The sequence below is a fragment of the Candidatus Regiella endosymbiont of Tuberolachnus salignus genome, assembly GCF_964020115.1.
Lineage (GTDB): Bacteria > Pseudomonadota > Gammaproteobacteria > Enterobacterales > Enterobacteriaceae > Regiella > Regiella insecticola.
Genome location: NZ_OZ026542.1, coordinates 381149 through 404688 on the forward strand (window position 1 = coordinate 381149; position 23540 = coordinate 404688).

Sequence of the window (23540 nt, forward strand, 5' to 3'; positions counted from 1 at the left end):
TTAGCTTATCAAGTAAGATATACGAAATACTTTGCTCGGCATTTTGACCTGATTTCGATTGATTGTGATTTATGTATTTTAATTTATTGATTTTTATAATAAATTGTAGTAGCTCAAACTTAACCTGACAGACACAAGCTCTGTTGATGCAATCCAAGTTTCCCAGGGGGTTTTGCCATAACAATACCTGCCTGAATGAGGTCGCTCTGTGTTGTAGAATGTGAGCCATTTATCGATGTCTTGCTGAATGTCTTCCAATGATGAATAAATTTTACGCGGAAACATGACGTCATAACATTCATTTTTCATCGTTTTATGAAACCGCTCACAGAACCCATTGGTCTGCGGGCTGTACGCTTTTGTCCGCGTATGTTCGATATCTTCTCGCTCCAAGTAAAGCTGATAGGCATGGGTTTCCTTTTTACCCGAGTATTTTGAGCCTCTGTCAGTCAGGATACGCAATAAGGGAACCGCTTGCTCATCATAGAATGGCAGCACCTGGTCGTTTAACACATCTGCTGCAACCAAGGCATTTTTCTCTGTATAGACCTTAGCAAAGGCGACTCTGGAATAGGTATCAATAAAGGTCTGCTGATAAATTTTACCGACGCCTTTAATGTGCCCCACGTAGTAAGTATCCTGAGAGCCGAGATAGCCCGGGTGTTGCGTTTCAATTTCACCCTGTGCTTCCCGTTTATCTTGCACTTTTTCCAGTGCTTGCAGCTGGGCTTCGGTGAGTAAATATCCCTCCTGCGCTACCTTAGCTTCCAAGGCAGAAAGGCGTTTCTTGATATTTTCTAGGTCATGGCGCAACCAAACCGAGCGAACACCACTGCCCGAAATCATTATCCCCTGTCGGTTGAGTTCATTCGCTACGCGGTGTTGTCCATAAGCAGGATAGTCGTAAGCCATATTCACCACCGCTTGTTCTATATGCGGTTCTACCCGGTTTTTTTCGATAGGTTTTTTACGACTTATCTCTACCAGCGCTGGTTCACCTCCCTGCTCAACAGCTTTTTAAACCGGTAATAGCTGTCCCTACTGTAGCCCATGACTTTACACGCTGACTGAACATTACCCAATTGTTTCGCCAGTTCCAATAAGCCTAATTTCAGTTTGATTATTTTTGCTGTTTGATTCATCTCTAACACTCCTTTATCTCATACTAAACATATTAGAATGTCAGATTAAATTCAAACTTTTACATTTAATTTCAAACTGATTCTTTTGCTGTTGTAATAGTCGATATATTCATCGATGCCATTTTTTAGTTCGTCTATGCTACCGAACTTCTCCAGATAAAAACATTCAGATTTCAGTGTTCCGAAGAAGCATTCTGCAACCGCGTTATCCAGGCAGTTACCCTTCCTTGACATACTCTGTGTGATACCGTGATCTTTTAATGTCTTTTGATAGCTGCTCATTCGATATTGCCACAGGAGAGAGGAAACTTAAGGAGAGATCTAATGCATGAAGATGTTTGGTTAATGCACCAACAGAAATGTAATCAATACCAGTTTTAGCATAGCTACGCAGATTATCTAAAGTAACGTTACCAGAGACTTCTAACAGAGCCGATTCTTTAATTGAATTTCTTATTGAGACCGCTTCGATTATATCGGATCTAGTAAAGTTATCTAACATAATAATATCTGCATCCGTCGCCAAGGCTTCCTTTAACTGATCTAAGGATTCAACTTCAATCTCGATGGAGCCGCGCGCTTTCGGCAATTTTTTTTGTAGTAACAGAGCCTGTTCTACAGCCTGTTTGATCGATCCGGCAGCAGTAATGTGATTTTCTTTGATCAAAAAAGCATCTGATAAACATAATCGATGATTTTCACCTCCGCCACAAAGTACGGCATATTTTTGTGCTGTACGCAGGCCTGGTATGGTTTTACGGGTATCAAGTAATTTTGTATTAAGCTTATCTAATTTCGCCACGTAGTGGCTAACATGGGTTGCGATACCCGACAAAGTTTGTAGAAAATTGAGCGCAGTACGTTCACCAGTAAGCAAAGTACGGGCGGGTCCGTACAAATGGCAAAGAGTATCATTGGCTTTTAATGTTTTTTTATCCTCAACCTGCCATTCTATTTTAACTGTACTACCGAGTTGCTTGAATACTTCATCTAACCACCTGCTACCACAGAAAATTCCAGCTTCGCGGGTAATAATGACAGCATGCGCTTGTTTATCTGCTGGAAGCAATTGTGCAGTGACATCACAAGTAGCATCGACTTCACCGCCAAGATCTTCACTTAATGCAAGGGCAACAATAATGGGAATATCATGTTCAATAGCCTTTAACAATGTGGTACGACGGCTATCTGAACAGTGTTTGTGTATTAGCATAAAAAATTCCTAAGTGATCAATAGCAGGTAAAATTTCCTTGATATTTTCTTCGTCCCAAGAGCTTATTCGAAATTTTTTTTGAGCGATACTCAATGTATGAAAAAATGGATGAAAAAGCGTAGAAGCCTTATTTGTACAAAAACTAAGGACGTAGATGCGCATTCTGAGTCCTTTTTGATAAAATCTCTTGCAAAACTGCAGGGCGGGATTCCACTTTGTATTTTTTGTCATCAATAAGATCAATATTTAAGCATTTCGCAGACGAAATTTTCTCATATGTTTAATTAATATACACAAATTGTGTGTTTTATAATCTAAAATTGATTAATTAATGAGTTAGATCCCGCCCTGTGCAAAACCGTAGCTCTATGAAGTCAAATCGCCCGGCGCAAAGCAATTTTCGTTAATATGAGTACATGAGGACTGTGTGCACCGCGCAACGCGGAATTCACACCACGAAGTAGGTGATGTAAGTAGTCTAAAGTATCAGCAAGCACAAGAGATTTCGAATAGGCTCTAATTACTACAGTCGTAGTTAGGCCACATCCCCCATAGGGTCAGGTTTTCCCTGATATCTTGATCATCAACCACACAGTCTGCCGTGATCCAACAGGCGGGTATCCTTCATCAAATAACCGTGCCAACATCTGGTTTGCTAATTCTGGCTTACTGCTAAAACAGTAGTACTGGAAATTTTTATCGACGAGAGTATCGTCGAATGTGAGATAGTTATCATCACAAAGGGGGATAGAATTACATATAGCCAAATTATTTTAGCTTGATTCTGTGTTGTCGTCGCTTGTCGTTAGCAATCGGTTTATCGCATCATGGCGCATATTCTCTGTATGGATGGCAAAATAAGAATTTTGTTAAGCTTATTCACCTTGTTAAAGGGTGATATTTTGATCTCGGCAAATAAAAAATGCAGCGCATCACATGGATAAAAAACGCAATGGGCGGTGATCATGCTGCTACAACATGGAAGTGAATTAATGGTGCCAATCAATCCGAATCAATTTGATAGTATCCGACAAATAGCCGATCCCATGATCGCCAAATTGCAGAGCCAGGAAAATGGCCAGTTTACTGAGAGCGATAGAAAAGTTATTTCTCAATTTAGTTTTGAACGTCTTAAAGCCTATGCCGAATGGCGTGGATATCGCACCAATACAACCGGTGCTCTTTTCAGAACTGATCTTGCGGGTGCTTTTCGTGGCGACCACCGTACACCACATGAATTAGCCATCAACAAAGAAATACTGGCATTTTCGGACGGGCATACACATGCTTCGACCACTGGCTTGACACTCTGTGCCAGTACACTTTATCAAGATGCGGCCAAATACGCTAAAAACCTCAGTGGAGAGAATCAACTTAAATACAACTCTCAATATGATACTTCACCTATCCCGAGTCCAGAATCTGGTGATGCGGATAGAGTTAGTGATGACGAGCGCCCAATACGGCGACGCGCAAGGCAAACTGAAGGGTTTGTTTACCTTATTGATACACAGGGTCTGGAAGTTGTGCCACTGGCAGATAATGTGGTGCTTAATCCAGTCGATTCAATGGCAGGAGGGGTTGTCATCAGTTCTGAGGTACATATTTCAGTGCCTGAAAAAAATGGGATCCCCTCTCATCGCATCTGGTTAGTCAATTCCACTGGTACAGAAGCGGTCAAAATTGACGATTTATATCAGTATTTTCCGTGGGAACTCAGTTTTTTAGAAAACGACACCTTGGCTGGCTCTTCGTCAGATCGCTACGACAGGTTATTTGATCTGGCAAGGGAAAAAAAGATAACGGTGTTGAATATTAGTGAAATGACCAGGAAAGACGCCAAACAGACTGTTCGTTACGCGACAAATCTGCTAGATGATAGGGTTACCAGCCCAGCTATACCTCAATCAAATAAATTAGCGGTCAGTGGTGCCAACTACAGCGCCAATACTCGCTTTAACAGTCAACTTATTCTTCAGCTTGAGGATGACCTTGCAGTCGTGATTGCTGCAGAAAAATTAACCAGTAAGCACCCTGATCGTTCCGTCCAGTTTAAATTCGATTCAGAAGGTCGCCTTCATTTAGTTTATGGCAATGTGAATGTACTGAGTGGCAAGCTACGCTGGCAGGTAGTCGGCCATGGTAGCGGGGGTGAAAATGAGATCAACCACCAAACACTGGGTGGATATAGCCCTACCAAGCTGGCAGAAAAAATTAAACAATTGAGTACGATCCTTTACTCAACCTATCAAGTTAACAGCACCCCTCATTACGTCAGCCTAGTAGGCTGCTCACTGACCGACTATGACCTGCAAACCGGTGGTTATGCCTACCAGTTTGGCATAGCGCTGGATAAACAAGGGATCAGAGCGGATATTGCCGCCCGCCGTACGCAGATGGCGGTCAATGAACTGGGTCATAAAATCACCTTGAGCGATGACGGTTTCTTGTACCATAAAATCAGTGAAAACAAGTTAGTGTTGACCTGGAATATACAAGGTCAATTAGTCTCGGCCAGCGATCTAACGATGCGCTTGGTACGTGCTATCACCTTGGTTGATCAGTTGTCATCAGGTGAAGTGAAATATTCTGCATTGGATGTGCAACAACGGCGTGACCTGGCAGATTCTTTTCATCGGGCTGAGGGCATTCTGGACGTAGAAAAATTAATTCTGACCGCTTTTGAGCACAGGTATTATCAGGCGTGGCGTAATGACATGCATCAGTTGTTGCAATTGCAGGATTCCTACGCTCAATTACGTGGGATGACGGGGCAAACAGCACGGCAATACAGTAATTATTGGAGCGCCTGCCAATCAAATAGTATTGTGAGCTGGCGGCGTGCGGGCATGGAAAATAGAACCCAGGGGGTAGAAATTGATATCCGTATTGCGCCACAAGGGCTGTTTATCGGCGATAGCAGCACTTACGCTTTTGTTACCGCCACCGGGATGGGCATGGCTTGGCTGAATGCGCGTGCAGCGGGAGAAAGCCAAACACAGAATTTTCTTAATGCCATAGTGACGCACGCTATGATTAACGAACAAAAAGCAGAGGGCGCGCTACCCGATGCGGACGTCAAGCAACTTCATGAGTTCGGTCAGCAATTTGGTAAATTAAAATCAATTAATATCCTTAATCAGGCCATTTTTACCCCTGTGCAGCAGATAGAAATTAGCAATGAGGGGGAGTATCTATTAAAAGCCGGCAATCATGTACTGATGCTGTCCAGCCGTTATCAAGGTAGGCAACACCGCTATGCTTTGTACGACTCTTATGTGGGTGAAATTAGCGTGACAGGCTCGGATGCTACGAAAAACGGAGATACCTTGAATGCAACACTGCAAACCTATCTGGCAGAGCCTTATCACCCACAGAGTAGCCAAACCCGGGGCGAATACTACGGAATGCTATTTCAAGAGGGGCAATACGGTTTCGAAGCCACCTATCAGGTGAATATTGCTGAGGCAAGAAAATACTACCCTACTTTGGAGGTATTTCAGGCGTCATTAAAAGATTTTAAGAGTGAGCGGCAGCGGCTAGCAGAAGCATCGAATATTACCTTAAATGGGGCGACGCTACCCGCTCGTACCCTGAGCCGGATGGGGGCGACGCTGGCAGGTAAACCGGTTTCGGCCAAGCAGCTTGCTGACGCAACCTTAATTTCCACACTGCAGTTCAATCCTGAACAACTCTGTCGTTACTTAACCCAGGCAAACAAAATCATCGTTACACAGGCAGTACAATTTCTGAAACACCAATTCACCGACCTGGAAAATGTTGAACACTTGTTGGTAGCTAGCGCTGATCCCTCGGCAACGCTCATTGCGGCTCAACTGCTCAATGAAATTAATCAGCAGGTAGACGGCGATCAAATTAATCCAGAATTGTGGTCAACGCTAGAAAAAGTGCCACGTCGCTGGCAACACGTGACGCGGCTTAGTCAGCACCTGAGTAACGGTATGCAGGGGTACGGTTACCTACGTGGGCTGCGTGATCTTAAGCACTACAGTGATCTACTCAACAATAATAGCCTTCCCCAACAACAAAAAAGTGATCTGGAATTTGAAAAACAGCTGGCTATTGCTTCTTTTTCCTCCAATATCGCGATTGATGCGATCCAATATAGCCTGGATAAATTGGGGAATTATCTGGTTAAGGTGGCGGTTCCCGGCTCGCGTATTGGACAAATAGGTGTCTTGGCTGGCTTGAAGTTGGCCAAATTTGGTGGCCCGCTATTAGGAGGGTTATCCAGTGGTTTTGATATTTACCATGCTTATCGGTCATTCAGTGCATTAGGCTCGACCCCTCATCGTAAAGCACGGCAGGATCTCATCGTGAGTGGCTCACTGGCAATGGCGGGCGCAGCGATCAGTATCGGTACGGCCATCGCCTTTGCCTTGGGTGGCACCGCTGCCACTGTGGCGGGGCCGATGGGGCTGATCCTGGGAGGGGGATTACTGTTAAGTGGGGGAATTTATTCTGCTGTCCGAGAGATAGAAGATATCCAGCAATACGTTTATTTAACGTCAATGGAGACACTGATTAATGGTTGGCGCATTTTTACCGGACAAGGGATAAGTCCTGAAATAGAAAATCAGGCGGCAGCCAATAAGGTAGTGGTAGCGGCTCGCCAAGAATATGATCGCTTACATGCAGAGCACACTCAGAAAATACTGATGTCGAATAGTCAGATTGATGTCCTTTATACCAGCCGTGGTGAGATTGAGCTGCAAGAGCACTATTACAGGAAAATAGTGGTAAAGGATCGTGCAGGCAAAGAGCACCTGGTACGAGATTATATTACCCCTAATGAAAATGTGCAGACTATGCTACCCCTAGAGATGGCTGAATTCCGCAAAAGATGGCTGTTACCGATAGAATTCCAAGCGCCCTCAGTCGTTCCCAGTGAGTACGCCTACTATACCGCTAAGCTACTTACTAATACTGATGATAGCGTTATTGCCCACGATAATTTTTCTTGGCAGGTGATCCCCACCTATTTTACTGGCCAACGTCAACCGGTAGGCCAGTTTGTCGATCAACAAAAAAAACCGATCAGTGTTGATTTGACATTACACCCGAAGGCGCATCACCGGGTGATGGGAGACTTTAACGGTGATGGCTGGCAGGATATCGGCTATTTTTTACACTCATCCCTTTACCTATTACTGGCCAACAAAAAAGGGGGATATTACGATAGCCAGCAGATTAATTATGCTTCAGAAGGCGATCCGATACTTTCACACCATCAAGTGGGTGATATTAATAGTGATGGTCTGGACGATATTATGCTGATCAGTGATCAGCATATTGATATTTTGTTCGCGCAAGCCAATGGCGATTTTATTCGGCAGCCTGTTAAGGTAAAAGATCAAGGCCAGCTGAAAGCGCCCGCTTTATCACATGCACCGCCCCTGTTGGCGGATATTAATGGTGATGGCTACGTTGATTGGGTGTCATTTATTCACGGAGATATTAACGTCAATTATGGTAGTCCTGCGGGGGAATTTAACTCAGGGATTTCGGTATCGTTATCGCGATTACATCAGTACTCTGCATCTGAATATCTCTATCACCTGGCCGGGGATATCAATGGAGATAGCTGCGACGATATCGTCTCAATGACCAAGGCCGGGCGTTTACATACCTTACTGGGCAATCACGAAAATTGGTTCGATGGCGAGCCTTTTAAAAAGGGATCTCAGCTATCCTATACCGCATTGACTGCACTATTGACTGACTTTAATCCAGCACAGCTCCAGCTTAATGACATTGATAATGATGGTTGTGCCGATCTGGTTGTGATCCAAGATGATGGTAGTTACGCCCTCTCTTACGGAGGGTCGGATAACAAACTGGGTTCCGTCGTGGATGATACTAGGAAGCTAGAAAAGGGTAAGGTCATGAATTACCGATCTAATCGGTTAGCGGTACGTGGCAAACACTGTATTCTCGGTATTATTCCGGGTTTGGATGGTAAGCCAGCCTTATTATCACTCAATCAAGACGGCGAAGTGAATGCCCATACTGTTGGCACCACCCCAGTATCAGAAACTATCGCAGATTTTAGGCTGGGCGGTGGCAATGATGTGGTCATCGGTCATCAGAATCAAAAAAACAGCTTTGAAATAGGAGAAGGAAGTAAGACATTTACTGGCGGGTGGTATGCCGATCGCTTTTTGTTGATGGGGCATTCTGCGCCGAGTAGGCCGAGTATCCTTGATGGAGGAGATAGCCTGTCTTTATTAAAAGACAATGACGATAATGATACCATCATTGCTGCCGTCAAGCCGCTGGTCGGGGGCGGATATATCATTGATCTTGATACGGGTATCGTCAGCTATACACTTGATGAAAAAAAAACCATTGCAATATTGCGTCATATTGAACATGCACAAGGGCACCGTGAAACCAATGACATACTGCAAGGTAATGATGAGAAAAATCTGCTAAACGGTGTTGGTGGCAAAGATAGTCTGTACGGTGAAGGTGGTAATGACATTCTGATATTACAGGCAGGGATTGCTCACGGAGGAGAAGGGACAGATAGCTATCGTATTTTGCAAAATGATCTTGCTGATAATGTCATGGTAACCCTGTATGAGGCACCCAATAGACAAGAAGTCAGTAATATTTTGTTGGATCACACCGCTGAGCAAATCATCTCCATCTCGCAAAAAGAAGGGTTTATCCTGATCACACTGCGCAACGATAATGGTACTCGCACCATATTAGGACTATCCGATATGTACCGCTCCCTCACTGATATGGCATTCACCGATAACCCATTAACCGACACACAAGCCATACTGCAACATAATTATCTTTTATATACCCGTGACGGGTTGATGATAACGGGCTGGCCAAAATACTTGGCGTTAGATCCAGACGGTAGCGAACAATTAAACTCCACGCTAACAGCGCAGTATAAACCTGAATGGGATCGAGATTGGCAAAAACTGATCCAAGGAGCACGGCCAGAAGAGGTACAGATTTCTCTGACTAATCAGAGTAGACGAGGGAAAGTCAATATTACTATTGAAGGGCGTGAGGTGAGGACTACGTTGTTACCGCCCTTCATACGGCTGATGGTGGCAGAAACCCCGTTTAGTGATCGATTAGAAGGCGATAATGAAAATAACCAATTATTAAGTACGCAAGGCAATGACATTCTGATAGGGAAGGCCGGTGCCGATCACTATGTGATAGCGCCCAGCGATAAAGGCCGCCATATCACTATTAACAATCATGATGACAGCACTTCATTGGAGCAGTTAGCTCAAGATACATTGGTATTACCGCTGTTAATTAAGGATATCGGCCTAAGTAAAAAGAAGAATGATATTGTACTAAGTCATCGTGACGCCCCGGCATTACACCCCATTGTGCGTATTGTTAATTTTATGCAGGATGTGCGTTATCGTCATATAGCATTACAAGATGGAAACGACACCAGGTTACCGTTAGTGCTGGACAAGGTGTCAACGCTACTTTAGATTGACCACTTTTTGCTACTTTAAAATGTCCAGTTTTTGCTAATTTTCCTGTTGGGTTTCTATTCCAGGCGCCTGGATAATATCAGTCGTTTTTATAGGCAACATGCCTGCTTTGCGTTTATTTTTGAGTCGATAGCTTTCTCCTTTAATATTCAATGTGGTTGAATGATGTAAAAGCCTGTCTAAAATCGCAGTTGCTAAAATGTGATCACCGAATACGTCCCCCCAATCAGTAAAACTTTTATTTGATGTGAGAATGATGCTCGCCTTTTCATAACGACGGCTCAATAACCTGAAAAATAGGCTAGCTTCTTCGCGATTCATCGGTAAATACCCGATTTCATCCAGTATTAATACCCTGGCATAGCACAGTTGCTGAAGTTGGCGTTCCAGACGGTTTTCTTGCTTTGCCTTCATTAAGGTACAGCAGAGTCTATCCAGAGGCATAAACAATACCCGATGCCCAGCTGTAGCTGCCTTGACAGCCAGCGCTATCGCCAAATGCGTTTTCCCTACCCCAGGTGGGCCTAACAAAATGACGTTTTCATGATGTTCGACAAACCTCAGCCCCGCCAGCTCGCGGATAATTTTCCTGTCTATACTTGGTTGGAAAGTAAAGTCAAATTGCTCCAAGGTTTTTATCCACGGCAAACGTGCTTGTTTTAACCGCGATTCCAAGCCTTTTTGGTGACGCCCGTTCCATTCCTGGGCTAATGCCTGCTGGAGAAATTCACGGTAGTTCAGTGCTTTCTTGGTGGCTTCTTCACATAAACTCTCCAACGCATCGCCCAGGTAATCCATTTTTAACCGTATCAACAAGTTTTCCATTTCCATCAGAGTAGCTCCTCATACACACTGAGCGAACGAGACGCTACTCGATTGACCTGTTGCCAAAGGGCTTGATGATGTTCTGGCACCTTTTGCCAGCCCTGCGTTACCTCCTGCAAGAGATGCGTCGCGAGCAGTTGCTCATCGCCGTAAATACGTAGCGTATTATCTAAACCGATACGAATATTAACCGCACGACCACACCAGAATGAAGGCACGCTATAGTGATTACCTCTGACATCGATATAGCTGTCCCATGCCACTTGTCGTAGGTCGAAGTAGCTGGTATCGAAATCAGTCGCAGGGAGTGGCATCAAGGCTATTTTTTCCTCAGCAAAACGATTTTCCGGTGTCTGCTTGAATTGACGAAGATGACGCTGGTCTGCCACTTTCGCCAGCCACATCGCTAGCAGTTGATTAACATGAGCGAAACTCTCAAACTGACGGTAGCGAGTGAAAAAATTGTGTTTAACATAGCCCACCATCCGTTCGGTTTTGCCTTTCGTTTGCGGTCGATAAGGCTTACAGGCGCGAGGGCTAAACCCATAGTGATTAGCCAGTTGCAGGAAGCCCGCATTGAACTCGATGTGGCCATTTTGTCCATGTTTGATAACAGCGGCTTTTTGGTTATCTACCAAGACATTTTTTACGCTGCCACCGAAGTAATTGAAGCTGCGAACCAGCGATTCATACGTGTGCTCAGCATCTTGCTTAGGGGCAGCAAAGACATGAAAGCGACGCGAAAAACCGAGCGTATTAACGGCAAAATTAACCGTACAGGCAGAGCCTGCCACCTCAACGATGATTTCTCCCCAATCGTGTTGAAGTTGATAACCGGGGAGGGTTTCAAAGCGTACCGTGTTTTTCGAGGCCCTGAGCGGACGTTTGGGATGTATATAACGTCGGAGCATCGCACTCCCACCCCGGTAGCCTTTTTCACGGATTTCCTCAAAAATAACCGCCGCATTCCAAACCTGTTCACTCAACCTTGAATCGATGTAGTCTTTAAAGGGCTCGAGTTTAGCAACCTGTTTTTTACCGCGTTTTGCTGTTGGCGGCGCAGGATAGCTAATGTGCCGTCTCACCGTTTTTTCTGAACACCCTATCTGATGGGCAATATCAACAATAAATGCCCCCTGTTGATGGCGTTGTTTTATCATGTAGTGGTCCTCTCTTCTTAGCATGCTTATTTCCCTCATGGCTTTGTCACCACAAAGGAAACTGCATTCTGGCTTGAGTGGACAAATTAAATTAGCAATTTACGGTCTTTTATCATTAGCGCTGACACAGTGCGGGCGCCACTGCGCGCCTGCGCCGAGAAACGGATCGTTACACGCAGCGCTTAGCGCAACAAACCCGTCGCTTAAAACACGCCACAGACCAGCAACAGCGGCTGACGGCGGCGAAAACCCGTTACCAGCACATCAAAGAGACCCGCCATCGCGTGGCGGGGACGGGGGTTTCGGCCACGGGGGCAAGCATGGCGATGGGGCTGCCGGTGCTCACCGCAGTAAAACGCTATAGTGATATTGAAGAGGCCATGAAAGGGGTGGCCAAACAGGTGAGTGGCTTACGTGACGACAACGGCCAGCGTACCGCGCCATTTTATGAACTGCAAAAAGCCATCAAAGACGCCGCCGAGCAGCAACCGCTCGAAAACGGGGCGGTGGATTTTGCTGCCTTAGTGGAAGGGGGTGCCCGCATGGGCGTTACCCAAGGCAGCAGCACCTGGCAAGAACAAAAAGAGAACCTGCTTAATTTTGCTCACACCGCGGCCAAAGCGGCTAAAGCGTTTGAATTACCGGCGGGGGAACTGGCAGAAGACTTAGGCACCATCGCCGGCTTGTATAAAATCCCGATTAAAAATATCGAAGCTTTGGGCGATACCCTCAATTTTTTGGATGATAACACCCAATCCAAAGGCGCTGATATCATTGAGGTGCTCAAACGCATGGGTGATGTGGCCGATAAAATGGACTTCAGGCAAGCCGCGGCCTTGGGCTCCGCCTTCCTGTCGCTGGGGGCTGCGCCCGAAATTGCCGCCAGTGCCAGCAAAGCGATGGTGCGGGAACTGGGGATCGCCACCCTAAAAACCAAGGACTTTCAAGCGGCGATACAGCGTCTGGGTCTCAATGCAAAAGCCCTGCAACGGGGCATTGCGCATGACGCCATCGGTACCCTGCAAACCGTCCTGGCTAAAATCAAAAAACTGCCCAAAGACCAGCAACTGGTTAACATGACACTGATTTTTGGCAAACAGTTTGGCGATGATGCCACCAAATTGGGACTCAATAGTGAAGAATTGAGCCGCCAACTCGCCTTGACACGCAGTCAAAAAGCCACCGGCTCCATGCAACGCGAATCCGATATCGACAAAGACTCCCTTTCTGCCCAATGGTTATTATTCAAAGCCGGGGTCAACAACACCTTATCCAGTCTCGGTGAAACCTTGCGCAGGCCGCTGCTGGATAGTATTGAAAAAATGAAAGCCGTCACTGACAAAATACGCCATTGGGTAGAAGAAAACCCCAAACTGGCGGCCACCTTGATGAAAGTGGCGGTGGGGCTGACGGTTGTCACCGCAGGTGTAGCGGCGCTCGCCTTATCGCTGGCGGCGGTGTTAGCCCCGCTGGCGGTATTAAAATTCACTTTTTCCCTGCTGGGAATCAGTCTGTTACCGGCGTTATCTCAGGGTGTTAGCAAAATCGGTCAAGTGATTGCGGGGTTAGCACGTGCCTCGCTCCCCTTACTGACAACCGGTCTGCGCGTGATGGGAGCAGCGCTGATGGGGTTACTGACGCCGATAGGACTGGCCATAGCAGCACTGGCGGGTACCGCAATCGCCTTAACGCTTTACTGGCAGCCGATAACCGCATTTTTGCGGCGCGGGGTCGAAGAATGTAAGCAAGCCGCCGCGTCGATCAAGGCAGCGTTATCCTCCCTCTCAGGCTGGCTAGCCGAAAAGGGAAAGCAGCTTGGGGAGGGGTTATCCGCCGGGATCACCTCGGCACTGACGCCACTTAAACGGTTAATGGACGGGGTATCGTGGTTATTAGCAAAATTAGGCGTGCTTGAAGCCAAATCGGCGCGATTGCCCGCGGTTAGCGCAGCACAACCCGCGCTCTCCCGCCCAAAGCATTACACCGATCCCCTCTATCATGCTTATAAACAAACTTACTTCGGGCAATACGATCAGGGCGGGGCGATCCCGCGGGGAAAATGGGGGGTCGTTGGGGAAAAGGGTCCCGAAATCGTCACCGGCTCGGCGCATATCCTCAGCCGCAAAAAAACCGCGGCACTGGCAGCCACCGCAGGCATGATGTTAACCGGCTATCAGGCCAGCGCGGCACCCTTACACCCCCAGAGCTTACCGGCAGCAGCGTATCGCCCTCGTGCAGTCACACCGTCACCTTACCGTCACGTCACTCCGGTGTCGATTCATGCGCCGATACAGATTATTGCGCACGCCCACCACCGCCCTCAGGATATCGCGCGGGAAGTGGCACGCCAGTTAGACCAACGAGAACGGCAGGCGCTCGCCAAAATAAACAGCCGTTATCAAGACAGTGATTAAAGGAGCCCGCACATGATGATGGCACTAGGATTATTTGTTTTTATGTTAACCACGCTCCCCTATCAAGAATTTAAACATCAGATGGCCTGGCGACACCCGAGCAACAGTCGCGTAGGCCAACGGCCACAAAGCCAATTTCTAGGGGCTGACGATGAAATTATCACCTTAAGTGGGGTGCTCTACCCTGAACTGACCGGGGGACGCCTTTCCTTGCTGGGACTGCAACAGATGGCCAACACCGGCAAAGCCTGGTCGCTTGTCGAAGGCAATGGCACCCTTTATGGCCTGTTTGTTATTGAAAGCCTCAGTTGCAACAAAAGTATTTTTTTCAGTGATGGCAGCGCGCGAAAAATAGAGTTTACCCTGACATTAAAACGGTCCGATGAAACGCGGCAAGACTTATTGGGCGATCTGGCAGAGCAGATTGAGGCGTTGCCTGAGAAGATAGCCAGCAGCGCCAGGTCGTTATTATCATGATCCCTTTCGACACTCTACCGTGCTCAGGTCGCCTACACCCCGCTTATCGCATTGATGTGGAGGGAAAGGATATCACCTCGACCCTGCAACCCCGTCTCATGTCACTCACCCTGACGGATAACCGCGGCTTTGAAGCCGATCAACTCGATCTGGAACTCGATGACAGTGATGGCCAACTCACCTTACCCCGCAGAGGGGTGAGACTCTCGGTGTCATTAGGTTGGCAAGGCGAAGCTCTGATCCACAAAGGCAGCTTTACCGTCGATGACATTGAACACAGCGGCGCCCCGGATAAATTAACCCTGCGGGGGCGCAGTGCCGATTTTAGGGACAGCTTAACCCTTCGTCGTGAACAGTCCTACCATCAAGTCACCCTCGGCGACATCCTCACCCTGATTGCCCAGCGTAATAAACTCACCACAGCGCTAAATAGCACGTTGGCCGCGATAACGATTGAACACATCGACCAAACGAATGAATCCGATGGCCATTTTATCACCCGCTTAGCTGAGCAGCAGGGCGTGATAGCGGCGATAAAAAACGGTAAATTGCTCTTTATGCGGCCAGGCCAAGGAAAAACAGCGCGTGGCAAACCGATCCCTGCCATCACCCTCACGCGCAATCAGGGGGACAGCCATCACTTCAGTGTCGCTGACCGCGAGGCGTACAGTGGGGTGGTGGCGCATTGGCTCAACACTCGCGGCACAAAAAAAGAAAGCGTGAACGTCAGACGGAAAAAAGATAACCAGAGAGAAAAAAAAGGCCGCACGCTGATCGGCACCGATGACAATGTTTACCTGCTGCGTCATACCTATGCGACAAAAACCAATGCAGAGCGGGCGGCACAGGCAAAATGGCAACAACTGCAACGGGGCGTGGCGAAATTCTCTCTTCAGCTTGCCCAAGGTCGGGCTGACCTCATCCCCGAAACCCCGATCAACGTCAGCGGATTTAAAGCGGAAATCGATCAGGCCAACTGGATACTCACGACTGCCACGCACACCTTAAATGACCAGGGTTTTACCACCGCGCTCACCCTGGAAGTCAAAATAGATGCCCTCGATAGCGCCTGACAGCGGATGACTTTTTATCAACAATAACATAGTATTAGGGTAACACTGACCCGAGTCAGGATGAGTGACCGAAGACCCCGATCATGATGAATTGTCCTCTTTGCCAACAAGCCGCCCACACCCGCACCAGCTTCTACGTCTCCAGCACCACCAAAGAACGCTATCAGCAATGCACCAACATCAATTGCGGTCATACCTTTATCACCATGGAAACTTTTGTGCGCTCCATTGTAAAACCACAGAATGTGCAATCAGCGCCGCCCCACCCGGCAAAAAACGCGCAGGTGGGGTTTTGTTTTGAGGGAGGGGGGTGATTAATGGTGATGAATACAGATGGAATTGATTCATGAGCCAAAGTAAAGTGACTCGGTTCTATGGGACTACAGCTGGGACTATATTGCAGTTCGATAAAATCATGTACCCTCAAATACACTGAAGGAGAAGAATATAAAGGAACCCCTATCATGGCGCTTACTGATGTGAAAGTACGTTCAGCCAAACCCGCAGAGAAAGCGTATAAGCTCACGGACGGTGAAGGCATGTTTGTCAGCGCTAATGATAAAAGACCGTAAATTGCTAATTTAATTTGTCCACTCAAGCCAGAATGCAGTTTCCTTTGTGGTGACAAAGCCATGAGGGAAATAAGCATGCTAAGAAGAGAGGACCACTACATGATAAAACAACGCCATCAACAGGGGGCATTTATTGTTGATATTGCCCATCAGATAGGGTGTTCAGAAAAAACGGTGAGACGGCACATTAGCTATCCTGCGCCGCCAACAGCAAAACGCGGTAAAAAACAGGTTGCTAAACTCGAGCCCTTTAAAGACTACATCGATTCAAGGTTGAGTGAACAGGTTTGGAATGCGGCGGTTATTTTTGAGGAAATCCGTGAAAAAGGCTACCGGGGTGGGAGTGCGATGCTCCGACGTTATATACATCCCAAACGTCCGCTCAGGGCCTCGAAAAACACGGTACGCTTTGAAACCCTCCCCGGTTATCAACTTCAACACGATTGGGGAGAAATCATCGTTGAGGTGGCAGGCTCTGCCTGTACGGTTAATTTTGCCGTTAATACGCTCGGTTTTTCGCGTCGCTTTCATGTCTTTGCTGCCCCTAAGCAAGATGCTGAGCACACGTATGAATCGCTGGTTCGCAGCTTCAATTACTTCGGTGGCAGCGTAAAAAATGTCTTGGTAGATAACCAAAAAGCCGCTGTTATCAAACATGGACAAAATGGCCACATCGAGTTCAATGCGGGCTTCCTGCAACTGGCTAATCACTATGGGTTTAGCCCTCGCGCCTGTAAGCCTTATCGACCGCAAACGAAAGGCAAAACCGAACGGATGGTGGGCTATGTTAAACACAATTTTTTCACTCGCTACCGTCAGTTTGAGAGTTTCGCTCATGTTAATCAACTGCTAGCGATGTGGCTGGCGAAAGTGGCAGACCAGCGTCATCTTCGTCAATTCAAGCAGACACCGGAAAATCGTTTTGCTGAGGAAAAAATAGCCTTGATGCCACTCCCTGCGACTGATTTCGATACCAGCTACTTCGACCTACGACAAGTGGCATGGGACAGCTATATCGATGTCAGAGGTAATCGCTATAGCGTGCCTTCATTCTGGTGTGGTCGTGCGGTTAATATTCGTATCGGTTTAGATAATACGCTACGTATTTACGGCGATGAGCAACTGCTCGCGACGCATCTCTTGCAGGAGGTAACGCAGGGCTGGCAAAAGGTGCCAGAACATCATCAAGCCCTTTGGCAACAGGTCAATCGAGTAGCGTCTCGTTCGCTCAGTGTGTATGAGGAGCTACTCTGATGGAAATGGAAAACTTGTTGATACGGTTAAAAATGGATTACCTGGGCGATGCGTTGGAGAGTTTATGTGAAGAAGCCACCAAGAAAGCACTGAACTACCGTGAATTTCTCCAGCAGGCATTAGCCCAGGAATGGAACGGGCGTCACCAAAAAGGCTTGGAATCGCGGTTAAAACAAGCACGTTTGCCGTGGATAAAAACCTTGGAGCAATTTGACTTTACTTTCCAACCAAGTATAGACAGGAAAATTATCCGCGAGCTGGCGGGGCTGAGGTTTGTCGAACATCATGAAAACGTCATTTTGTTAGGCCCACCTGGGGTAGGGAAAACGCATTTGGCGATAGCGCTGGCTGTCAAGGCAGCTACAGCTGGGCATCGGGTATTGTTTATGCCTCTGGATAGACTCTGCTGTACCTTAATGAAGGCAAAGCAAGAAAACCGTCTGGAACGCCAACTTCAGCAACTGTGCTATGCCAGGGTATTAATACTGGATGAAATCGGGTATTTACCGATGAATCGCGAAGAAGCTAGCCTATTTTTCAGGTTATTGAGCCGTCGTTATGAAAAGGCGAGCATCATTCTCACATCAAATAAAAGTTTTACTGATTGGGGGGACGTATTCGGTGATCACATTTTAGCAACTGCGATTTTAGACAGGCTTTTACATCATTCAACCACATTGAATATTAAAGGAGAAAGCTATCGACTCAAAAATAAACGCAAAGCAGGCATGTTGCCTATAAAAACGACTGATATTATCCAGGCGCCTGGAATAGAAACCCAACAGGAAAATTAGCAAAAACTGGACATTTTAAAGTAGCAAAAAGTGGTGTCAGCGCTAATGATAAAAGACCGTAAATTGCTAATTTAATTTGTCCACTCAAGCCAGAATGCAGTTTCCTTTGTGGTGACAAAGCCATGAGGGAAATAAGCATGCTAAGAAGAGAGGACCACTACATGATAAAACAACGCCATCAACAGGGGGCATTTATTGTTGATATTGCCCATCAGATAGGGTGTTCAGAAAAAACGGTGAGACGGCACATTAGCTATCCTGCGCCGCCAACAGCAAAACGCGGTAAAAAACAGGTTGCTAAACTCGAGCCCTTTAAAGACTACATCGATTCAAGGTTGAGTGAACAGGTTTGGAATGCGGCGGTTATTTTTGAGGAAATCCGTGAAAAAGGCTACCGGGGTGGGAGTGCGATGCTCCGACGTTATATACATCCCAAACGTCCGCTCAGGGCCTCGAAAAACACGGTACGCTTTGAAACCCTCCCCGGTTATCAACTTCAACACGATTGGGGAGAAATCATCGTTGAGGTGGCAGGCTCTGCCTGTACGGTTAATTTTGCCGTTAATACGCTCGGTTTTTCGCGTCGCTTTCATGTCTTTGCTGCCCCTAAGCAAGATGCTGAGCACACGTATGAATCGCTGGTTCGCAGCTTCAATTACTTCGGTGGCAGCGTAAAAAATGTCTTGGTAGATAACCAAAAAGCCGCTGTTATCAAACATGGACAAAATGGCCACATCGAGTTCAATGCGGGCTTCCTGCAACTGGCTAATCACTATGGGTTTAGCCCTCGCGCCTGTAAGCCTTATCGACCGCAAACGAAAGGCAAAACCGAACGGATGGTGGGCTATGTTAAACACAATTTTTTCACTCGCTACCGTCAGTTTGAGAGTTTCGCTCATGTTAATCAACTGCTAGCGATGTGGCTGGCGAAAGTGGCAGACCAGCGTCATCTTCGTCAATTCAAGCAGACACCGGAAAATCGTTTTGCTGAGGAAAAAATAGCCTTGATGCCACTCCCTGCGACTGATTTCGATACCAGCTACTTCGACCTACGACAAGTGGCATGGGACAGCTATATCGATGTCAGAGGTAATCGCTATAGCGTGCCTTCATTCTGGTGTGGTCGTGCGGTTAATATTCGTATCGGTTTAGATAATACGCTACGTATTTACGGCGATGAGCAACTGCTCGCGACGCATCTCTTGCAGGAGGTAACGCAGGGCTGGCAAAAGGTGCCAGAACATCATCAAGCCCTTTGGCAACAGGTCAATCGAGTAGCGTCTCGTTCGCTCAGTGTGTATGAGGAGCTACTCTGATGGAAATGGAAAACTTGTTGATACGGTTAAAAATGGATTACCTGGGCGATGCGTTGGAGAGTTTATGTGAAGAAGCCACCAAGAAAGCACTGAACTACCGTGAATTTCTCCAGCAGGCATTAGCCCAGGAATGGAACGGGCGTCACCAAAAAGGCTTGGAATCGCGGTTAAAACAAGCACGTTTGCCGTGGATAAAAACCTTGGAGCAATTTGACTTTACTTTCCAACCAAGTATAGACAGGAAAATTATCCGCGAGCTGGCGGGGCTGAGGTTTGTCGAACATCATGAAAACGTCATTTTGTTAGGCCCACCTGGGGTAGGGAAAACGCATTTGGCGATAGCGCTGGCTGTCAAGGCAGCTACAGCTGGGCATCGGGTATTGTTTATGCCTCTGGATAGACTCTGCTGTACCTTAATGAAGGCAAAGCAAGAAAACCGTCTGGAACGCCAACTTCAGCAACTGTGCTATGCCAGGGTATTAATACTGGATGAAATCGGGTATTTACCGATGAATCGCGAAGAAGCTAGCCTATTTTTCAGGTTATTGAGCCGTCGTTATGAAAAGGCGAGCATCATTCTCACATCAAATAAAAGTTTTACTGATTGGGGGGACGTATTCGGTGATCACATTTTAGCAACTGCGATTTTAGACAGGCTTTTACATCATTCAACCACATTGAATATTAAAGGAGAAAGCTATCGACTCAAAAATAAACGCAAAGCAGGCATGTTGCCTATAAAAACGACTGATATTATCCAGGCGCCTGGAATAGAAACCCAACAGGAAAATTAGCAAAAACTGGACATTTTAAAGTAGCAAAAAGTGGTCAATCTAAAGTAGCGTTGACAGGTTTATCCACCCAAGGGTGTTTTAAGCTAAGGAGCGCCGCTTTATAACGTGCCGCTTTATTGATATCGTCGGCTAACTTTTGTTTTTCTATCGCCAATAAACGGGCTTTATGTTCTTTATTCTGTTGATAGCGGTTAAAAAAAGAGAACGCTATCAGCAGAAAAACAAGAAAAACCGCCCAGGAAACCCTTTCTTTTTTGGTGAGTCCCCAGGTTAAGGGTTTAAGCTTAAATTCTTTTTTAAGGTTTTTAACCGTTAACAACGCTGTCAGTGAAAGGTCATCCGTCACCCATAAAAACCGCTTATCACCAAAAACCTTAAACTCTCCCTCACCTTTGGCTAAACGCGAGGTAATATCGACAACCTCTTGCTCTAATACTGCTGGCGAAACGATTTTGTCCGTCCAGGGCATCACCAGCCCGCCGGTAGACGCCATCACAATGTAATCCGTATTCAGGTCGTCTTTATCTAACCGAATGACGGCCAGCCATTTACCCGGGATCAACGACACCAACGACACCGCCAGCGAATATTTTCCTTTTAACGGAACGGAAAACTTAGGGGCAAAGCCTGCCTGGATGGAGTCATTTTGCCGGATGGCAACCACATCCAAATTTTCTCTTTTCCCAATGGCTTTCACCTCTTTCATATAATGCAGGCCGCCTTTAATGGCGCGCCATTCCAGCCCCACCACAAAGACTTTGTTGTTGTAGGTGACGAGACGTATTGGTTTTTTTTCATTAGAAGTCATTGTTTTTCTCATTTTTGCATTTTTAGGCAACACTACTTACATAGGCGCTTGCACAAGTTCTATCAATAATGCACAATCAATGCTAAAAAATAGCCTTAATTGATAAAGGAGATCGACATGCACAGCATGACTTTAGAGCAGCTCAGTGCTACCGCCCGTTCAGGTGGGGTGACAGGGGTCACCTTGAAAGGTCAGGGCGGTGGCTTCTTCGTTGAAATAGCTACCCGTAGCGGTAAAAATGCCTTTTTGGTAAAAGCACGCAGCACAGATCCACGCCGTTTTGGTAATCCCTCTTCAGCGCTGGTTGTCTTACGTAACGTGGGTATTGCTGTAGCACAGATCGATGCCACTAATTGGGAGCCCGATCAAAAAGATATGAGCAAAAGCCGGAAAAACCGCGCAGAAGCGCTGCGTGGAGCGCATGAAGCCGCAGCCTATAATCAATGGCTTGCTGATGAAATTCAGGCATCCATTGACGATCCACACATGACTATCTCTCACGATGCTGTTATGGCTGAGATGAACGAACATATTGCTGCCATGCCAGAGGCTAAGAGAAAATCCACGTGACAGACAATTCTTATCACATTGAGTGGCGACCGATGGCGCGTGACGATTTGCACAAAATTGTTCGATACATTGGCAAAGACAATCCCGCGCGGGCTAAAAGTTTCGGCAAAACACTGATCGACAAAACCGCTCTGCTTGCACAGCATCCTGAATTGGGTCGTACAGGGCGACCTGGCTTGCCAGAATGGCTGCGTGAACTGGTCGTGCATTCGAACTACATCGTTTTTTACCGTGTGTTCACTGAGACACGTACTGTGCAAATTTTGAGAGTAAAACATGCTGCGCAACAGGTGCCGTGATTGATCATTGTCATGCAGCCTACCAAAAAAGTATTGCCAATTTTTCTTTTGCGCAAAATTGGCATTCGAATTAGTGACAGGAGATCGCCGTGCTGGATTACTGCAACGTGGCCATATCAATCGCACCCGCATTGTCACGCCCGCAAATTTTTGTTCTGAAGCATTTTGACTAAAGGGAAAGCAAGTCAGGCGAGAATCTTTCTAGCCAGTTCAATCAACTCCTGATTACGATGACACGTATTTCGTGAAGGGGCAGTGAGTTTTGCAAACCATTGATGGTCAAACTGAACTACCTTTTTGCAGATCGTTTTACGGCTTGTATCAGCCACATCAAATACGATGGATTCCTCCAGCACATTCTCTATCACCCGCCGACGGTGAAGAATAAAGCAAAAAGTCAGATCGCAAAAAGTAGGATTACTCTGATCACGACTGAGGATTTGTTGCCTCTCCGTATAATTCAGATAAGGACATTGCCGGCATAATTCTGCCGCAAATTCAGTATCCAACAGACGCCGCCCGAAAAGGCGTTTTGCCGCTATCATATAGGCAAAAGTCCAGGGTATATTTTGGAGCGTTGCTCCCTGATAGAGCCAACCCTGGGCAGCACGATAATCTTCCAGCATAGCCATTGCCAGTGCAGTTGAAATACCCAGGCCAGTTGTTTTTTCAAGCAGATAAATCACACGATCGAACTGGTTGATCAGGGTTTCTCGTATCGTTATGGCTAACGGATTAGTGACCGGTCGGCGATTCTCTTTTGTTATTTTCCTGATCTGTTGTGCATAGGGGCACCACAGATATTCATCACGATCAACCCGTCCATGTAAGGGGTATTGAAGGGTACCAGGTTGAGGAAAAAAGTGTTTTCCGTACGGCTTTGTCTTGCCCCGCGCCAACATACCGACCAGCTGCACTGGATTGTCACAGGCAGGACAGACAGCAAAAAAACCGTCATGGCCATTGATGCTCTGGTACCAAGGTTGTTGTTTCTTGGTTGCCAGCTCAAAATTGTCGCGGTTAATTTTCCATACCTGTTGTTTCCCCGTCGTCAATTTAAATATATCCACACATCTCCTCCATTACAGGTGGCTATCGGCATAATTTATCACCTGTTGCCACCATGCCGCATCGATGGCAGGCACATGACCGTGATCTTCCGCCATCCTCAGGCAATCCAGCAGGGTTTCTAGGTGAACCGCGAAGGTATCCTCCCCATTATCGAGAATAAACACCGCCGGGCTGTCACAACTGCTATAGTCCACATTTTTATTTATTGAATTAATGCAATGATTTTTCATGGCTTTTCACTCATTCGTGGTTAAG

The 23540-nt window shown here is 46.7% G+C and carries 18 protein-coding genes and 4 pseudogenes; 13 read left to right on the plus strand and 9 right to left on the minus strand.

All coding sequences use genetic code 11. From position 1 onward, the window contains the following. Positions 1–93 precede the first annotated feature (93 nt). The 3 pseudogenes from AACL30_RS02060 to nadC all read right to left on the minus strand — a co-directional run. A pseudogene (locus AACL30_RS02060) lies at positions 94–1142 on the minus strand (IS481 family transposase). 51 nt (positions 1143–1193) lie between these two features. Beyond that, positions 1194–1436, minus strand: a pseudogene (locus AACL30_RS02065) (transposase); the annotation flags it as partial. A 10-nt stretch (positions 1437–1446) separates the two neighbouring features. Next, a pseudogene (gene nadC / locus AACL30_RS02070) lies at positions 1447–2355 on the minus strand (carboxylating nicotinate-nucleotide diphosphorylase); the annotation flags it as partial. A 966-nt stretch (positions 2356–3321) separates the two neighbouring features. Between nadC and AACL30_RS02075 the strand changes: the two are divergent. Further along, positions 3322–9855, plus strand: a complete 6534-nt coding sequence (locus AACL30_RS02075; protein WP_339057647.1) for a C80 family cysteine peptidase — start codon at positions 3322–3324, stop codon at positions 9853–9855. A 39-nt stretch (positions 9856–9894) separates the two neighbouring features. On the opposite strand, the gene istB (AACL30_RS02080) is transcribed toward AACL30_RS02075, so the two are convergent. Together istB (AACL30_RS02080) and istA (AACL30_RS02085) are read right to left on the minus strand one after the other, a co-directional pair. Continuing rightward, positions 9895–10692, minus strand: coding sequence for an IS21-like element helper ATPase IstB (istB, locus tag AACL30_RS02080; RefSeq protein ID WP_339058365.1), 798 nt, complete (start codon positions 10690–10692; stop codon positions 9895–9897). Further along, entirely contained in the window at positions 10689–11867 is a 1179-nt protein-coding gene (gene istA / locus AACL30_RS02085; protein WP_339057648.1) for an IS21 family transposase, read from the minus strand. The genes istB (AACL30_RS02080) and istA (AACL30_RS02085) overlap by 4 nt, the downstream gene beginning before the upstream one ends. Between istA (AACL30_RS02085) and AACL30_RS02090 the strand changes: the two genes are divergently transcribed. The 7 genes from AACL30_RS02090 (at position 11866) to istB (AACL30_RS02120) (ending at position 18427) form a co-directional block, all read left to right on the plus strand. Further along, complete coding sequence (locus AACL30_RS02090) at positions 11866–12207, plus strand: hypothetical protein (RefSeq protein ID WP_339057649.1); 342 nt, start codon at positions 11866–11868, stop codon at positions 12205–12207. The two genes, istA (AACL30_RS02085) and AACL30_RS02090, sit on opposite strands and share 2 nt — an antisense overlap. Next, positions 12164–14257 carry a phage tail tape measure protein gene (locus AACL30_RS02095; RefSeq protein WP_339057650.1) on the plus strand — a complete coding sequence of 698 codons (2094 nt, stop codon included), beginning with the start codon at positions 12164–12166 and terminating at the stop codon, positions 14255–14257. Before AACL30_RS02090 ends, AACL30_RS02095 begins: the two co-directional genes overlap by 44 nt. A 12-nt stretch (positions 14258–14269) precedes the next feature. Next, positions 14270–14734, plus strand: a complete 465-nt coding sequence (locus AACL30_RS02100) for a phage tail protein (RefSeq protein ID WP_339057651.1) — start codon at positions 14270–14272, stop codon at positions 14732–14734. Then, entirely contained in the window at positions 14731–15807 is a 1077-nt protein-coding gene (locus AACL30_RS02105) for a phage late control D family protein (protein ID WP_339057652.1), read from the plus strand. Before AACL30_RS02100 ends, AACL30_RS02105 begins: the two co-directional genes overlap by 4 nt. Before the next feature lie 83 nt (positions 15808–15890). Further along, on the plus strand, positions 15891–16121 hold the full coding sequence (locus AACL30_RS02110; protein ID WP_339057653.1) for an ogr/Delta-like zinc finger family protein: 231 nt from the start codon (positions 15891–15893) through the stop codon (positions 16119–16121). A 333-nt stretch (positions 16122–16454) separates the two neighbouring features. After that, positions 16455–17633, plus strand: coding sequence for an IS21 family transposase (gene istA / locus AACL30_RS02115; RefSeq protein ID WP_339056344.1), 1179 nt, complete (start codon positions 16455–16457; stop codon positions 17631–17633). Continuing rightward, positions 17630–18427: an IS21-like element helper ATPase IstB gene (istB, locus tag AACL30_RS02120; protein ID WP_339058365.1), complete on the plus strand. Its 798-nt coding sequence runs from the start codon at positions 17630–17632 to the stop codon at positions 18425–18427. Before istA (AACL30_RS02115) ends, istB (AACL30_RS02120) begins: the two co-directional genes overlap by 4 nt. Here istB (AACL30_RS02120) and AACL30_RS02125 read toward each other — a convergent pair. Then, a complete protein-coding gene (locus tag AACL30_RS02125; protein ID WP_339057654.1) occupies positions 18387–18566 on the minus strand; it encodes a hypothetical protein in 180 nt (59 codons plus the stop codon). The genes istB (AACL30_RS02120) and AACL30_RS02125 overlap by 41 nt on opposite strands. Here AACL30_RS02125 and istA (AACL30_RS02130) point away from each other — a divergent pair. Both istA (AACL30_RS02130) and istB (AACL30_RS02135) read left to right on the plus strand, forming a co-directional pair. Next, complete coding sequence (gene istA / locus AACL30_RS02130) at positions 18565–19743, plus strand: IS21 family transposase (RefSeq protein WP_339056344.1); 1179 nt, start codon at positions 18565–18567, stop codon at positions 19741–19743. The two genes, AACL30_RS02125 and istA (AACL30_RS02130), sit on opposite strands and share 2 nt — an antisense overlap. Next, positions 19740–20537, plus strand: a complete 798-nt coding sequence (gene istB / locus AACL30_RS02135) for an IS21-like element helper ATPase IstB (RefSeq protein WP_339058365.1) — start codon at positions 19740–19742, stop codon at positions 20535–20537. The genes istA (AACL30_RS02130) and istB (AACL30_RS02135) overlap by 4 nt, the downstream gene beginning before the upstream one ends. A gap of 34 nt (positions 20538–20571) precedes the next feature. Here the strand turns inward: istB (AACL30_RS02135) and pilO2 are convergent, their stop codons facing one another. Continuing rightward, positions 20572–21345, minus strand: a complete 774-nt coding sequence (gene pilO2 / locus AACL30_RS02140) for a type 4b pilus protein PilO2 (RefSeq protein WP_339057655.1) — start codon at positions 21343–21345, stop codon at positions 20572–20574. Positions 21346–21462: 117 nt separating this feature from the next. On the opposite strand from pilO2, the gene AACL30_RS02145 reads away from it, so the two are divergent. The 3 genes and pseudogenes from AACL30_RS02145 to AACL30_RS02155 all read left to right on the plus strand — a co-directional run. Next, positions 21463–21915: a hypothetical protein gene (locus AACL30_RS02145; RefSeq protein ID WP_339057656.1), complete on the plus strand. Its 453-nt coding sequence runs from the start codon at positions 21463–21465 to the stop codon at positions 21913–21915. Beyond that, on the plus strand, positions 21912–22214 hold the full coding sequence (locus AACL30_RS02150) for a type II toxin-antitoxin system RelE/ParE family toxin (RefSeq protein ID WP_339057657.1): 303 nt from the start codon (positions 21912–21914) through the stop codon (positions 22212–22214). The genes AACL30_RS02145 and AACL30_RS02150 overlap by 4 nt, the downstream gene beginning before the upstream one ends. A gap of 70 nt (positions 22215–22284) precedes the next feature. Then, positions 22285–22383 (plus strand): annotated as a pseudogene (locus tag AACL30_RS02155) (PIN domain nuclease); the annotation flags it as partial. A 16-nt stretch (positions 22384–22399) separates the two neighbouring features. Here the strand turns inward: AACL30_RS02155 and AACL30_RS02160 are convergent. Next, positions 22400–23284 carry a hypothetical protein gene (locus AACL30_RS02160; protein ID WP_339057658.1) on the minus strand — a complete coding sequence of 295 codons (885 nt, stop codon included), beginning with the start codon at positions 23282–23284 and terminating at the stop codon, positions 22400–22402. A gap of 12 nt (positions 23285–23296) precedes the next feature. Then, the gene (locus AACL30_RS02165; RefSeq protein ID WP_339057659.1) at positions 23297–23515 is read right to left on the minus strand and encodes a hypothetical protein; all 219 of its coding nucleotides are present in this window, start codon (positions 23513–23515) and stop codon (positions 23297–23299) included. Positions 23516–23540: the final 25 nt, after the last annotated feature.